The sequence below is a fragment of the Nonomuraea maheshkhaliensis genome (assembly GCF_039529435.1).
In the GTDB taxonomy this organism is placed as follows: domain Bacteria; phylum Actinomycetota; class Actinomycetes; order Streptosporangiales; family Streptosporangiaceae; genus Nonomuraea; species Nonomuraea maheshkhaliensis.
Map to the genome: position 1 here is coordinate 49767 of NZ_BAAAMU010000009.1, position 16673 is coordinate 66439.

Sequence of the window (16673 nt, forward strand, 5' to 3'; positions counted from 1 at the left end):
GGCGGCCATCGCCGTCCGGGCCCGGCCGCAGTGACCTGCGCCGTCTGGCCGGGCGATGGCCGCCCTGCGTCATCTCGGGGCGGCGAGCGTTACTCGCCGCCGGGTTCCACGATCATGAAGGTGGCCGTGCCTACCGCCATGTTCCCCGCCTTGTCGGTGGCCCGGTACGCCAGCGTGTGCTCGCCCGGCTGGTCCACCGTCAGCGGCTTCGTGTACGCCGCGAACGGCTGGCCGTCGAGTGAGTACTCCACCGTGTCCAGCCCCGAGCCGACGTCGCTCGCCGTCAGCTTGACCGTGGCCGAGCCGACGTAGTTCCACGCCCAGTCCATGTTGCCCGTGAGCGCGGCCGACACCTGCGGCAGCGTGGTGTCGTCCTCAGGACGCACCACGGTGAACCTCAGCGTCGCCACCGGCGAGGTGTTGCCCGCCTTGTCGGTGGCCCGGTATGAGAAGGTGTGCGCGCCCGCCTGGGTGACGGACACCGGGGACGGATACTCGGTGTAGGGCCCGCCGTCGAGCGAGTACTCCAGGGTGTCGACCCCCGACTCGGTGTCGTTCACCGAGAGCATCACGGTCGCCGAGCCGACGTAGTTGCCCGCCGAGTCCTGCTGGCCCGACAGCACCGCCGAGACCTGCGGCGGGGTGGTGTCCCCTCCTTGCGTGGGCGCCACCGTGAACGTCGCCGTGCCCACCGGCGAGGTGTTGCCGGCCTTGTCGGTGGCCCGGTACGACAGCGTGTGCGCGCCGGGCTGGTCGACCGAGAGGGGCTCCGTGTAGACCGCGTACGGCTGGCCGTCGAGCGAGTACTCCACGGTGTCCACGCCGGAGCCGGCGTCGGTCGCCGTGAGCGTGACCGTGGCCGCGCCCACGTACTCGCCCTCCGCGTTCCTGTCGCCGGTCACCTGGCCGGTGACCTCGGGCGGCGTGGTGTCCTCCTCCTGCGGCGCCACCACCGTGAACGCCACCGAGCCCACCGGCGAGGTGTTGCCCGCCTTGTCGGTGGCCCGGAAGGTCACCGTGTGCGCGCCGGGCTGGTTGACCGACACCGGGGCCGTGTAGGGCGCGAACTGCCCGCCGTCGAGCGCGTACTCGACCGTGTCCACCCCGGACTCGGTGTCGCTCGCCGAGATCGTGACCGTCGCCGCGCCCACGTAGGCGCCGTTCTCGTCCTGGTCGCCCGCCACCTGCGCGGAGACCTGCGGCGCGGTCGTGTCCTCCTCCCCGCCTTCGGTGACGACGAGTTCGCCGACCATCTGGCCGTGGCCGGGGATCACGCAGGAGAAGCGGTACTTGCCGGGGGTGAGGTTGACCTGGGCGGTGTGCCGGCCGCCGTCGGCGTCGAAGGGGCTGGCGATGATGTTGAGGGTGACGTCGTGGTTGTAGCCGGGGGTGGAGGTGTCGAACGTCAGCGTGTGCGTCATGCCGCTGGTGTTGCCGGTGGCCGTGCTGTTCTCGAAGACGATGGTGGCGGGGCCCGCCGTCGCCGACTCCGGCACCGACTTGTACGCGGTCATGCTGTCGTCGGCGGTCCAGGTGAGCACCTGGTCCGCGGCCCGCGCGCCGGCGACCTGTGCGGCGGTGGCCTGCGTACCAGACGTGCGGGGCTGCGTGGCGGCCTGGACCGAGGACAGGAAGAGAGCGGGCAGCGCCACGGCGAGCAGCACCACGGCCAGGCGCGGCGCCGTCACCGCTCCGGACGCTCGACGTAAGGCCCTGATCACGAGAGAGGGGAGAGATTCGGCATGCATGTGTCGATGCACCTTTCCGAGCTGGGTGGGGTGCCGGGCGCGGGGATCGCTCCCCCGCCCGGCACCCGGCCTAGAGTTCGCGCACGCGGATGTTGCGGAAGTCGATCACGTCGCTGTTGCCGTGGTTCTGCAGCCCGACGAACCCGCTGATGAACTGGCGCAGGTCCGTGGGCGGGTCACCGGCGCGAGACGACTCCTTGCCCGGCGTGTTGTCGAACTCGTTGATCACCGTGCCGTTGCGGATGATCGTGTAGTGCTGGCCGACCACCCGGACCTCGTAGTCGTTCCACTGGCCCTTCGGGGTCGCCCCGGCCCGGCCCAGGCCGTTGGGTGAGAAGTTGTAGATGGAGCCCGTCTTCTGCGGCTCGCCCGTGTCGCCGTCGTAGATCTGGATCTCGTGGCCGCAGTAGATCGCGACCCACGCGGCCGACGTGCGCGCCGAGCCGACCGTGCCGCAACTTCCGGCGGGACGCTGCTCCAGCGGGGTCCTCGGGTCCGGGAACCGGACGAGGACGCCGCTGTTGGCGCGGGTCGGGTCGGGCGAGCTGTCGCGGAACTGCAGGCGGACCGAGAAGTCGGCGTACGCCTTGTCGGAGTACCACAACATGCCCAGACCACCCGAGCTGCGGATCGTGCCGTCCGGCCGGAGGTCGAACCGCCCGGACGGCGCCTGGCTCCAGCCCAGCAGCGACGACGCCGTGCCGTCGAAGATGGACTCGTACCCGCTCACGTTCCCGACCTCCGACTGGCGGGCGGCGGTGCGCAGGGCCTCCGCCTCCTGGGCGGTGATGACGCCGTCCGCCAGGAGCTGGTCCGTGACGGTCCGCACGTGCTTGACGAACTGGTTGTGGTTCTTCCAGGCGCGCTCGTCGTCGATCAGGTCGTTGATCGTGCAGCCGCCGGCGGCGACCTTGTTGCGTACGCCGGTGAGGGTGTCGAGGAACTGCACCGTCGGCCGGGCGTCGGGCGCGCCGCAGCCGACCGTGACGACGATCTTCCCGGTCGCCTGCTCGCCGTCGGCGTAGGTGACCTTCAGCGTCGCCTGGTAGGTGCCGAAACCGGGGTAGGTGTGGGTCGGGGCGGGATCCGTCGACACCTCGCTGCCGTCGCCGAAGTTCCACTCCCACGCCACGCCGCCGGCCTGGGCGCTGGAGAACGCCATCGTCCTCGGGTCGGCGTTCTGCTGGGCGGGACGCGCCACGGCCGCGGCCGGGTCCGGCGTTGCCGGGCCGCCCTTGTAGGTGACGCGGACCAGCTTCTGGTTGGCGTGCAGGCTGAAGAAGCCGTTGCCGTAGTCGAGCAGGTAGAGCGCGCCGTCGGGGCCGAACTTGGCGTCCATCCACGACTGGATCTGGTTGGCGCCGACGCCGCCGGGGATGATGTTGCGCAGGTCCTCGGCGAACGCCGGCCGGCCCGCCTCCCTGGCGGTCTCCGGGTTCACGGTCACGGCGATGCGGTTGTTGCTGTTGCCCTCGTCACCGATGAGCCACTTGTTGTCCCAGTACTCCGGCCAGGCGACACCGCTCTCCGTGTCGGCCTGGGAACGGTGGTAGGTCGGGCCCGACATGACCGCCTGGTTGCCGCCCTTGAGGTAGGGCATGGTGAAGGTCTCCTCGCCCTGCTTGTACGTCGGGAGACCGCTGTCGTCGGACCGCTTCGGGTAGACCGGGCCGCCGCCCTGCGGCGAGTACCAGATCATGTTCTTGCGCGCCGGCGGGATGTCGACCAGGCCGGTGTTGCGCGGCGAGGTGTTCTTCAGGTTGTCGCAGTCGTACCAGCCGGCGGGCTGGGTGGCGTCGGTGTTGCTGCGGTCGCGGTACGGCTGCTGGTCGCCCATGCAGTACGGCCAGCCCTGGTTTCCGGCCGAGGTGAGCACCGTCACGGTCTCGTACTTCGCCGGTCCCCACGTCTCGCTCGGGCCGAAGGCGTCGGGACCGACCCAGCCGGCCGTGATCCAGTCGTTCTTCTTGTCCCACTGCAGCCGGGCGATGTTGCGCACGCCCATCACCCAGATCTCCGGGCGGGTCTTGCCGCCGCCCTCCTCCTTGCCGGTGAACAGGTTGCCCTCGGGGATCGTGTAGGTCCCGTCGGGCTCCGGGTGGATGCGCAGGATCTTGCCGTTGAGGTCGTTGGTGTTCCCGGCGGTACGGCGGGCGTCCTGGAACGAGGTGCCCTTGTAGTCCTGGGTCCAGTTGTTGCCGGAGTAGCCGCTGGATCCGCCGGAGGAGTTGCTGTCACCGGAGCCGATGTAGAGGTTGCCGGACTCGTCGAAGGTCATGCCTCCGCCCGCGTGGCAGCAGCTGTGGATCTGGGTGTCCCACTGCAGCAGGTCCTTGCGGCTGCTCAGGTCGATCGTCTGGGTCCGCGAGTCGTAGTCGAACCGGGAGACCGTACGCTTGCCGATGCGCCGGTTCTTGTCGATCGACGCGTGCGGCATCCAGTACACGTAGATCCAGCCGTTCTCCGCGAAGTCCGGGTCGAGGGTGATGCCGACCAGGCCCTCCTCGTTCTTGACCAGCTCGTCGCCGCTGCCGCGGTTGCCCATGACGGGCAGCGTGGTCAGCAGCTTGACCTGCTTGGTCCGCGGGTCCCACTGGTGGATGGTGCCGCAGCCGAGGCCCACCTTCGGGTCGTTCCAGTCGGGGATCGGGCCGGTGGCGCAGGCCGCCTTGCCGATGTAGAAGACCTTGCCGTTCGGCGCGACGGTCAGGCCGTGCGGCTCGCCGATCTGATCCATCTGGCCCTGCGCGTTCGTCGTGGTCAGCCGTTCCACGGCGTAGTTGGACGCGATGGTCGCCTGGCAGTCGCCCCTGACGATGCCGGTCGCCCACCGGATGGCGCCGGCGAGGTGCGAACGGAACTGCGGGTCGCCGGTGTAGCTGGCCGCGGTGCCGCCCATGCCGGTGTAGAAGGAGCGGCCGCCGTCGTAGTCACGGCACCAGGAGACCGGATGGAACGCGCCGTTGCCGTCCATCTTCGGGTTGTAGGTCCACTCCTCGACCTGCGCGATCGTGTGGACCTTGCCCACCGGGTTCGGGTTCCAGCTCAGCCACTTGTCGGTCCGCGACAGGGTGAGCGGCAGCCCCTCGTTCGCCGGGTGCTGACGGTCGAGGATGTCCACGACGGCCTTCTGCGGCTTCGGCTCGGGGGGAGGCGCGGAGTCGGGCCCGAACAGCCGCAGCTCGGCGAGCTGGGTCAGCGGCTCACCGCTGTTCGCGGTGATGTCGAGCCGGTAGTACTGGTACGCCGTGGTGTTCTCGAACTCGTACTCCTTGGTCTGGAACCGCTGGGGGAAGGTCTGCCCGGTACGCCTGTCGAGATCCGTCCAGGTCGTCCCGTTCTGCGAGCCCTGGAGGGTCCAGTCCCTGGGGTCCCGACCAGTGAAGTCGTTGGCCGACGTCAGCGCGTAGTGCGCCACCGCGACGGCCTTGTCCAGCTTGCCCTGCACCCACGCGGTCGGCGTCCTGGCCAGCCACTTGGTGTCGTTGTCCCCGTCGAACAGCTTGTCCTTGGTCTCGTTCGGCGGGTTCTCCGCGCTCGCCGCGCTCTCCGTCACCTTCTCCGCGATGGGGAGGGCGCCGACGGGACGGGTGCCGATCAGCTCGGTGAACCAGGCCGAGTCCACCTGCGCGCGGGCGGCGTCACGGATGCCGACGAACCCGCCACCGCCCCTGATGAACGCCTGGAAGGCCGTGAGCTGCGCCTCGTCCAGGGTCACGCCCTTGGCGGACAGGAACACCACGCCGCGGAAGCGGGCCAGGTTGTCGGCGGTGAAGACCGCCGGGTCCTGGGCCTCCTCGACGGTGAACCCGTTCTTCTTGCTCAGTTCCCTGATCGCCGTCGCGGCCGCCCGTACCGGGTCGTCCTGCTGCGCGGCCTGGCCGCTGAAGACCAGCACGCGGACGGCGGCCTTCTTGGCGGCCGGGGCGGGGGCCTGGGCCAGGGCCGGCACGACAGCCGGGGGCGCCAGCCCGAGCACCAGGACGGCGACCGACAGCGTTGTCAGAACGCGCCGCCAGAAGCGTGATCGGAACGGTAAACGGTCTGTTCGACCCATCGTTGCTCCTCGGGATCGAGAGTGGCTCAGGACCTGCTGCGGACGCGTTCGGGGACATCCGCGGTCCGGGGTTTCGAGGTCTGCGTGGGGCATGACGGCATGAGGCGCTCATGGCCGGACCGGTCGCGTGCGACCGTCAGTGGCCCTCGTGACCGCCACCAGGCTGACCTGGCACGTTCCCGTTCTCGTCGGTCACCTTGAAGATGCCGGCCATCCCCATGTCGGAGTGGCTCTGGACGTGGCAGTGGTACATCCACGCCCCCGGGCCGACCCGCTCGCCCGCGATCACCTGGAAGCCGAACGACTCGGCCGGCCCGGTGATCTTGGTGTCGATGATCCGGCTCGGGTCCTCCAGGCTCTCCAGCAGGCCGGTGCGGTTGTCGGCCCAGCGATGCCCGTGGATGTGGAACGTGTGGTAGAACTCGCCGTGAGTGATCACGATCCACTCCACCCGCTCGCCCACCTTGGCCACGAACTCCGGCGCCTGGTGCGCGGGGCGGTTGTTGATCATCATGTCGTTGAAGACGACGGTGAACGTCTTGTCCGGCTTGACGTCCTTCTTCCGGCGGACCACCAGCGGGCCGTAGAGGCCCTGCCGGATGCCGATCGTGCCGTGCGGGGTGCCCACCACGTGGTCGTGGTAGTGCCAGTAGCCCGCGCTGCCGGGCTCGATGCCGGCGCCGCCGCCACGCCGGCCCTGCGCGTGGGTGCGCCAGATGTAGGTGCGCCGGCCGCCGGGCTCGACCACGCCGTCGTTCAGGCGCGTACCGTCGCTGGCCACGTCGTAGTCGACCCCGTGGACGTGCAGGCTCGCCGCCACGTCCAGGTTGTTGACCATCTCGATCTCCAGGGTGTCGCCCTCGATCATCTCGATGAGCGGTCCGGGGATCGTCGCCTTTCCGGGCTCGAGGCCGTAGCCGAGCTGGCCGTCCGCCAGCCGCTCGGCATACAGGGTGATGCGGCGGACCGCGCCCATGGTCGCGCCGGTCGTGCCGGTCTGGATCGTCGCTGCCGGATTCGCTGTGACCAATGGTGCCAGCGCGGCAGCCGCAGCGGAGGTGGTGAAGGCACGCCGGGAGAGCAGGCTTTTCGCCAGGCCTCTGCCTACCTCGGTCATGGTTCCCCAATCGGTGACGCTTGCGTGAGGGTGACTTGCGGGTGCTCGGGAGAACGCGCTCGCGCGCGACGTCGGTTTTGGCCTGAACCGGTCGCGTCGGGATTGGTGAGGTTGCGGGGGTAGTTAGACCGATCTTCGATCGAAGTACGCGCCTTTTTCGGCGAAATGTCAATAACTAGCATCGAAAAGAGTCAAAAGTTCCGACCGGCGCTGGGGTCTCCACCCCTGGTGCTCACCCGAGCCGCCGTGTACGGATTGTCACGGTCCCGAAGCGCAGCCGCACACGGGGATTTGGCCAGGTGTGGCCAATTTGTGCGGTGTGACGCGAGTCGCGTCGGCGATCCAGCAGATGACGGGCCTCCCGATCGCACTACGTGACGGAGCGTGACGAAACTGGTGGCTGGACAGCGAGTGAGCATGGGTGTTATCGATGGGGCGCGGCACCGATCACCTTATGCCGCCTTTATGCACAGCACCTGCATTCCCTCGTTCCTCTCCCCTCTCCCCCAGCCCAATGTCCCGAGCTTGGAGTGGTGATTGTGATCAGTATGCGTTCACGCGCCTTATGCGTGATCACAGGGTTAGCCGTGTTGGTACCCGGGCTGGCGTCGATGCCTCCCCAGCCCGCGGCCGCGGAGACCGTCGCCCCTGAATGCATCCCCGGCGCGCCGGCTCCGGCGCAAGGTCTCCAGAAGCAGCCCTCGATCCCCTCCGCCGGCCCTCAGGCGGCCGTGGGGAAGCCCTTCACGACCGTCGCCGACGGCGAGAGCGCCAAGACGATCACCCATGACGAGGCCCGGCTGGACATCGGCAGCGCGGCGCTGGACGAGCCGGCCGAGATCGGCATCACGCCGCTCACCCCGGAGGAACTGCCGGTGCTCGGTGCCGGGATGGACAACGTCACCGAGGCGCCGCGGGCCGGCTACCGGTTCACGCCGACGCCGTTCGAGTTCGAGCAGGACATCACGATCAGCCTGCCGTACGACGAGGCGAAGCTGACGGCGGCCGGGCTCACTCCGCAGGACGTGCGGACCTTCTTCTTCGACGAGCAGGGCACCTGCTGGCGGCCCCTCGTGCGGGTGGCGATCGACACCGAGCAGCGACTGATCGTCTCCAAGACCGACCACTTCACCGACATGGTCAACGCCACGGTGAACGCCCCCGAAGGCCCTGAGCAGGTCTCCTTCGACCCGACGAAGATCAAGGGCATCGAGGCCGGCGACCCGTCGGCCGGAGTGAACCAGATCGCCGCGCCGACGGCCGACAACCAGGGCGAGGCCCGGCTGTCGTACCCGATCGAGGTGCCCGCGGGCCGGGAGAAGATGCAGCCGCAGCTGTCGGTGGAGTACGCGTCGGGGGCGGGCAACGGCTGGATGGGCGTGGGCTGGGACCTGGCGATGCCGTCGATCTCGATCGACACGCGCTGGGGCGTGCCCCGTTACAGCGCCGAGGACGAGACCGAGACGTACACGTTCGCCGGAGATCAGCTGACCCCGGTGGCGCACCGGGGAGCGGCGCGGCCGCGTACCGCCGACAAGGTGTTCCACCAGCGGACCGAGGGCCGGTTCTCGCACATCCTGCGCAAGGGCGACTCGCCCGGGAACTACAGCTGGGAGGTCACCGACAGGTCCGGCTCCCGCTGGCTGTACGGCGGCGAAGGGGCGGTGCTGGCCGACGACTCGGGCAACATCTTCTCCTGGGCGCTGCGCGAGGTGCGTGACCCCAACGGCAACACCATGCGCTACCAGTACACGACCGTCGAGGACGCCGGGGTGGCCGGCGGCACGGTCGAAGGACGCGCGCTCTACCCGAAGAAGATCACCTACACCGGGCTCGGCGACGCCGACGGCCCGTACTCGGTGACGTTCCTGCGCGACAGGGAGCTCGGCGAGCCGCGCCGGCCGGACGTGTCGATCAGCGCGCTGGGCGGGTTCAAGCAGGTGACGGCGGATCTGCTGCGCCGGGTCGAGGTGCGGCTGGGCGACGACCTGGTCCGCCGCTACGACTTCGGCTACGCCCAGGGCGCGTTCGGCAAGTCGCTGCTGTCCAAGATCCAGCAGTACGACGCCGCCGGAAAGCTGTTCAACACCCATGAGCTGGGCTATTTCGACGACATCCGCGACGCCTCCGGCGCCTACACCGCGTTCCAGCGGGTGGAATGGACCTCACCCGACGACGGCCTGTCCAACGGCCTGGTCAACGGGATCCGCCCCGGCGCGGGCGAGGCCGGCGCGCTGAACGGCAACACCTCCACCGGCGCGGGCGGCCACCTCTACACCGGCTGGGGCCCGCTGCCGAGCAAGTCGAACTCGGTCGGGGTGAAGGCCGGCTTCAGCCGCAGCTCCGACAAGGGCCTGCTGGCGCTGATGGACGTGGACGGCGACAGCCTGCCGGACAAGGTCTTCGCGGCCGGCGGCGGTCACGTCTTCCGCAAGAACCTGTCGCGCCCCGGCGGCGAGCCCCGCTTCGCCGAGCAGACCACGCCGCTGCGCAACCTGCCGGGCCTGTTCGACCAGGACTCCAGTTCCCGTACGGTCGGCGTCGAGGCCTACCCGGGCGGCGGCGCGGTGCAGCTCGACTACGTCGACACGATCAGCACCACGAACCGCTACTTCAGCGACGTCAACGCCGACGGCATCACCGACCTGGTCAACGGGGAGAGCGTGCTGTTCGGCCGGATCGGCGCCGACGGGGTGCCGGTGTTCGGGGCGGCGGCCGACACGCCGGTGCCGATCGGCGGCAGCGAGGCCGACGCCGACGGCCTGCTGCCCGACTACTCCGAAGACCGGGAGCGGCGTGAACAGTCGTTCCCGCTGGTCGACACCCTGCGCCGGTGGACCGCGCCGTTCGACGGCACGGTCGCGGTGACCGGCACGGTCAAGCTCAACGCGCCCGAAGGTGAGCTGCCGGCGTTCGCCGATCCCGACGGGGTGCGGGTGGCCGTGCAGCACGAGAACGACGAGCTGTGGTCGGCCAGGATCGAGGCCGGCGACCGTGACGAGCACACCCCGCAGGGGGTGGACGCCGTCCAGGTGAGCAAGGGCCAGCACCTGTACTTCCGGGTCGGCTCGGTGCACGACGGCGCCGCCGACCGGGTCACCTGGAACCCGGCGATCACCTACACCGGCCTGCCTGAGACGTCCGACGCCAACGGCCTGCCGCTGACCTCCTACACCGCGGCCGACGACTTCACGCTCGCCGGGCGCGCCGCCACCGTGACGGTCCCCAGGGACGGCACCCTGACGCTGGGCGGGGCGCTGACCAAGAGCGCCGCCACCACCGACGACCTCACGATCCTGATCACCCGCGCCGGTACGCCGGTCTTCCAGCAGCAGGTCCCGGCCGCCTTCGCCGGCGAGGTGCCGGTGACCGCGACGGTGCCGGTCACCAAGGGCCAGGCGCTGACGTGGCGGATCAAGACGGACACGCCGATCGATGTGACCGCGCTGAAGTGGACGCCCACGGCGGCCTACACCGAGACCTCGCCCGTGCCGGACGAGTTCGGGCAGGAGTTCGCCGCGCCGTACGACATCGACACCTACACCGTCTCCAGCGCCACCGCCCCGCCGCAGCCGTACACGGCGCCCGGCGGGACGCTCACCGTCACGCCGCAGCCGGTCGCCGCCGACGGCGCCACCGGCCAGGTGATCTTCTCGGTCAAGAAGCAGGGCGCGCTGCTGGCCAAGCAGAGCGTCACCCTGGGCGCCGAGCCGGTTCCGCTGCAGGTCGAGACCACGGCGGACGACAGGCTGTTCTTCGAGTTCACCGCGCCCGCGGGGCTGCTGAGCGGGGCTTCCGTGCTGGTCGGCGGCGTCGAGGAGGCCGCGACCGTGCACAGCCCGGCGCCCGAGGGCGTGTACGGGCGGCCGTACCGCGGCTGGGCCTATGTCGGCTACAACGGCAACGGCGACCGCGCCACCCGGCCGATCAGGCAGAGCGACCTGGACAGCATGGAGGACCTGCAGTCAGAGCTGCCCCAGGACGTGGACGTGGACCGCGACCGGCCTGAGTTCGAGCAGGACCCGCGCGTCACCCCGCCGAACGCGATCCTGTTCGTGGCCGAGCCGGACCGCGACGGCTGGGCCTCGGGAGCGGACCTGACGGTCTCCGGCGCCACGGTGACCAGTTCCCGGCTGGGCGGGCAGTCGATCGGGCTGCCCACGGCCGCCGACGTGTCCGGCGTACGCGCGGTGCCGCGCATGTCCCGCTCCCAGCAGATCTCGGTGACCGGCAGCGTCGGCGGCGGGGTCGGCAGTGTCGGCGGCAGCGTGGCCACCGGCACCTCCAGCGGCGAGCTGGACTACTTCGACATGAACGGCGACGGCTTCCCCGACGTGGTCGGCGCGGGCGGCATCCAGTACACCGACCCGTCAGGAGTGCTCGGCCGCACGCGCGGTGACACGCCGGGCGGCACGGTGCGTTCCTCGGACAACCGCTCGGGCAACGCCAGCGCGGGCAGCGCGGCCAGGACCATCACCACCGGCCGCGGCGACGCCGCGCCGAGCGGGACGGCGACGGCCAACACCTCGTCGTCCGGCAACGACATGCCGCCCCTCGGCATCGGCGGCAGCCTGGGGACGGGCACCTCAGACGCCGAGAGCGACCTGCTGGACATCAACGGCGACGGGCTGCCCGACCGGGTGTTCGAGGACGGGCGCGCGGCGCTCAACCTCGGCTACCGGTTCGCCGCGCCTGAGCCGTGGCCGGGCGGGCCGCTGAACGACGGCAGCAGCGACAACGCCGGCGTGAACATCGGCTTCAACACCGACTTCTACGGCTTCGCCGGGGGCGCGTCGCTGAACCAGGGCGACAGCACCACCTCGGCCACGCTCGCGGACGTCAACGGCGACGGCCTGGCCGACCGGGTGTTCGCCGGCTCCCCGATCCGGGTGGCGATCAACACCGGCAGCGGGTTCGCCGCCTCTGTCCCCTTCGGCGGCAGCCTGTCCGGGGTGAGCGGCGACGTCAACGCCAGGCTGGGCGCGGGGGCGTACTTCACCATCTCGATCCCGATCGCGTTCGGCATCGGCGGGTTCATCATCATCAACCCCGGCGCCGACACCTCGACCGGCGCTTCGCGTGCCGCGCAGCAATTGCGGGACATCAACGGCGACGGCTTCGCCGACCACCTCTCCTCCGGCGCAGACGACCAGCTGACGGTGGCGGCCAACCAGACCGGCCGCACCAACCTGCTCAGGACGGTCAAACGCCCGCTGGGCGCGACGATCGATCTGGACTACGCGCGGGACGGCAACACCTACGACCTGCCCAGCTCCCGCTTCGTGCTCAGCTCGGTCAAGACCCACGACGGCCTGGCCGGGGACGGCGAGGACGTCCAGCACGCCACCATCGGTTACGCGGGCGGCGTGTACGACCGGCTGGAGCGGGAGTTCCGCGGCTACGCCACGGTGACGACCCAGGGCCGGGACCGCGACGGGGCCGTGTACCGGACCATCACCGCCTCGTACGACACCAGCAGCCACTACACCCGCGGCCTGGGCACGCGTACGCTCACCGCGGACGGCGCGGGCAAGCCGTTCACCGAGGAAGTGCGGACGTACGAGCTGCGCGACGTCGCCACCGGCGCGGCCGGCGACCCCGCCAGCACCACCGCGGCGATCTTCCCGATGCTGGTCAGGACCGACGAGCGCTGGTACGAGGGCCAGGCCCAGCCGGGCAAGCAGACCCGGGTCGAGCTGGTCTACGACAAGCACGGCAACATCGTCAAGACGACCGACCACGGCGAGAGCGGCGGCGCCGACGACGTGGTCACCACGGTCGGCTTCGCGGACTGCGCCGCCACCCACATCCTCGACGCGGCCGACAGGTCCGAGGTGCGCGGCGGCGGCAAGGTCATGCGGCGCACCGACGCCGACATCGACTGCGCCACCGGCAACATGACCCGGCACCGGGCCAAGCTGGGCGACGACAAGATCGCGGTCACCGACGCGACGTACAACCCCGGCGGCACGCTGGCCACCCTGACCGGGCCGGCCAACCACAAGGGGCAGCGCTTCAAGCTGACCTACGCCTACGACGAGGTGACCGGCACCTACGTCACCTCCATCCAGGACAGCCACGGCTACACCTCCACCGCCGGCTACAACCTGAAGTTCGGCCGGCCCGAGACCACGGTCGACATCAACGACCAGCGGACGGTCCACACCTATGACGACGCCGGCCGCGTCGCCACCGTGACCGGGCCGCACGACCACGGGGCCGGCCGGCCGACCATCGCCGTCGAGTACCACCCTGAGGCGACCGTCCCGTACGCGGTCACCCGCCACCTGGACAGGGCAGCGGACGGAACGGTCAAACCCGACACCATCGACACCGTCACCTTCACCGACGGCCTGAACCGGGTCGTGCAGACCAAGAAGGACGCCCGGATCAACGGCACCGACGGCATGACCGTCTCAGGCCGGGCCGTCTACGACGAGTTCGGCCGCGCGGCCGAGCAGTACTACCCGGTCAACGAGGCCAAGGGCGCGGCCAACACCAGGCTCAACACCACCTTCGACCGGGTGTACCCGACCACGAACGAGTTCGACGTGCTGGACCGGACGGTGCGCACCGTGCTGCCCGACGGCACCGGCAGCTCCACGGCCTACGGCTTCGGCGACGACCGCTCCGGCACCCGGCAGTTCTCCACCGCGGTGACCGACGCCGAGGGCAACACCAAGGTCACCTACACCGACGTGCGGAAACAGCTGACCTCGGTGCGGGAGCCGAACCCGGTCAACGGCGGCCCGCCGCTGTGGACCAGCTACGTCTACGACCCGCTGAGCCAGCTCACCAAGGTCACCGACGACCAGAACAACCACACCACCTCGGCCTACGACGACTTCGGCCGGCGCACGACCGTGACCAGCCCGGACTCAGGGCGTACCAGCACCGGCTACGACCTGGCCGGCAACGTGATCAGCAAGGTCACCGCGAAGCTGGACGACCGGGACAAGAAGATCACCTACGAGTACGACTTCAACCGGCTGGTGAAGATCGACTACCCGATCTTCCACGACAACGACGTCCGCTACACCTACGGCGCCCCCGGTGCCGCCCACAACGGCGCGGGCAGGCTGACCAAGATCGAGGACGCCGGCGGCGTGACCACCCGCCAGTACGGGCCGCTCGGCGAGATCGTCTCCGAGACCAAGGTCCTGCCCGGCTCCGGCCACCACGACAAGACCTTCACCACGGGCTACCGGTACGACAGCTTCGGCCGGGTGCTCCAGCTCACCTATCCCGACGGGGAGGTGCTGACCTACGGGTACGACTCCGGCGGCCAGGTGATCTCGGCCACCGGCGTCAAGGGCGCGCACACCTACCCGTACCTGCGTGACCTGCTGTACGACAAGTTCGAGCAACGCAGCAAGATCACGATGGGCAACGGCACCACGACCACGTTCAGCTACGACGCCGCCGACCGCAGCCTCGCGCTGCTCAGCTCGACCCTGCCCAGCGGGTACGAGTTCCAGCGCTACCGCTACAGCTACGACGACGTCGGCAACATCACCCGGCTGCAGAACGACACCGACATCCCCGACGGCTCCACCACGCCCAAGCTCGGCGGACCGTCCACCCAGACCTACGTCTACGACAACCTCTACCGGCTGACCCAGGCCACCGGCCAGTACACGCCGGACATCCACCGCACCGACACCTACGCGTTCCGGCTGACGTACGACACCGTGCACAACATCGTCGGCAAGCAGCAGCGGCACGCCATCGTCGCCAGCAACGGCAGCGAGCAGGTGCAGCAGAACACCACCTACTCCCACGTCTACAGCTTCGGCTCCCGCCCGCACGCGCCGACCGAGGTCGGCCCGGACGAGATGAAGTACGACGCCAACGGCAACCTCGTCAACCAGGAGTCCGACCAGCACGGCCGGCCCCGCCGCCAGCTCATCTGGGACGAGGACAACCGGCTGGCCTGCGTGCACGACACGACCAAGAACGACACCCAGCCGCAGGACCCGTCGGCCTGCGACGACCACCGCAAGCCGCCCACCGTCCGCTTCACCTACGACGACCAGGGCCGGCGGGTGGTCAAGGACAGCTCACAGATCACGCTGTACCCGAACCAGAACTACACCGCCCGCAACCAGACCGAGTTCAAGCACGTCTTCGTCGGCACCACCCGGATCGCCACGAAGACCACCAAACCGCCGTCCGTCTTCGAGAAGGACCAGTTCTTCTACCACGGCGACCAGATCGGCTCCACCACCTTCGGCACCGACGGCAACGGCCGCCTCGCCGAGCACCTCAACTACTTCCCCGGCGGCGAGACCTGGGTCGAGGAGAGCCCGGGCCAGTTCAACCCGTACCAGTTCACCGGCAAGGAGCTCGATCCCGAAACCGGCTACTACTACCACGGGTCGCGCTACTACGACCCCCGCATGGGCCTGTGGAAGTCCCCTGATCCGATCATCGACGACTACCTCGACGGCGAGGGCAACGACGGGGTCTACAACCCGGGCAACCTCAACCTGTACGGCTACGGCTACAACAACCCGGTCCAGAACTCCGACCCCGACGGCAACCTGGTCTTCCTCGTCCCCGCGGCCATCCTGGTCGGCAAGGGCGTCATGTGGGGCATGACCGCGTACAGCGCCTACCAGGGCGCCAGAGCGGTGGCCAGTACGGTCAGCGACGTCGCCGAGGGCCGCAAGACCTGGCAGGAGGGCGCCGCGGAAGCCGGCCTGGCGGTGGCGGAAGCGGGCGCGGAGGCCGCACTCGGCAAGCTCAGGGTGGTCGAACGCGCCGCCGAGTTCGTCGGCAACACCGGCGTCGGCCGGCGAGCCGCCGACTGGGTGTCCGACCGGGCGGGCGACGTCGCCCAGAGATTCCGCAGAACCGACACCCCCGGCGGCTGCACCCTCAACAGCTTCGTCCCCGGCACCCGGGTGCTGATGGCCGACGGCACCGCCAAGCCGATCGAAGAGGTCGTCGTCGGCGACAGCGTCCTGGCCACCGACCCGGAGACCGGGCGTACCGAACCCAGGCTCGTCACCGGCGTCATCACCGGCGACGGCGAGAAGAGCCTGGTGAAGGTCACCGTCGACGTGGACGGCGACCAGGGCGACAAGACCGCCGATGTCACCGCGACCGATGGTCACCCCTTCTGGGCCTCCAGCCTGGGCCGCTGGGTCGACGCCGACCTGCTCCAGCCCGGCATGTGGCTGCGCACCTCGGCCGGCGACTACGTCGAGGTGGACGCGGTCAGCGAGTGGAGCGCGCCGCGGCGCGTGCACAACCTGACCGTCGACGGCCTGCACACCTACTACGTGCTGGCGGACGCCACCCCTGTCCTCGTCCACAACGTCAACTGCCTCAACCTGCCCGACAGAATCCCCCCAGGAGAGTGGCGCACCGTCGGCGACCCCAACGCCAAGGGCGGCGTCTACGCCCTGGTGGCCCCGAACGGACAGGTGGTCAGAACCGGCATGGCCACCGACCTGCGCGACCGGCTCGGCAAGCACGGACGTGCCTTCCCCGACCTGCGCCAGGTGGTGCTCTACCGGACGGACGACCTGAACGAGAGACACGGCCTGGAGAAACTGGTCGAGAACTACTACAAGCCCATCCTCGCCGACCGGGCCGCGGTGAGCGACGACCACGTCAAGCTGACCGACTACCTGCGAGCCGCCCGGGACTTCCTGGCCCGCAACCAGTAACCCACCGAACCCACCGAACCCGCAGCCCCGGCAGGCCCCACGACGGCCCTGCCGGGGCTGTACAAATTGCAACA

4 protein-coding genes are annotated in these 16673 nt (G+C 69.9%); 1 reads left to right on the plus strand and 3 read right to left on the minus strand.

Annotation, left to right across the window (positions count from 1 at the left end; all coding sequences use genetic code 11):
* Positions 1-89 precede the first annotated feature (89 nt).
* The 3 genes from ABFX54_RS08565 to ABFX54_RS08575 all read right to left on the minus strand — a co-directional run bounded on the left by ABFX54_RS08565 (position 90) and on the right by ABFX54_RS08575 (position 6835).
* On the minus strand, positions 90-1688 hold the full coding sequence (locus tag ABFX54_RS08565; RefSeq protein ID WP_346102953.1) for an OmpL47-type beta-barrel domain-containing protein: 1599 nt from the start codon (positions 1686-1688) through the stop codon (positions 90-92).
* Positions 1689-1818: 130 nt separating this feature from the next.
* Positions 1819-5805, minus strand: a complete 3987-nt coding sequence (locus ABFX54_RS08570) for a ThuA domain-containing protein (RefSeq protein WP_346102955.1) — start codon at positions 5803-5805, stop codon at positions 1819-1821.
* 136 nt (positions 5806-5941) lie between these two features.
* The gene (locus ABFX54_RS08575) at positions 5942-6835 is read right to left on the minus strand and encodes a multicopper oxidase domain-containing protein (protein ID WP_346102957.1); all 894 of its coding nucleotides are present in this window, start codon (positions 6833-6835) and stop codon (positions 5942-5944) included.
* A gap of 698 nt (positions 6836-7533) precedes the next feature.
* Between ABFX54_RS08575 and ABFX54_RS08580 the strand changes: the two genes are divergently transcribed.
* Positions 7534-16599, plus strand: coding sequence for a SpvB/TcaC N-terminal domain-containing protein (locus ABFX54_RS08580; protein WP_346102959.1), 9066 nt, complete (start codon positions 7534-7536; stop codon positions 16597-16599).
* Positions 16600-16673: the final 74 nt, after the last annotated feature.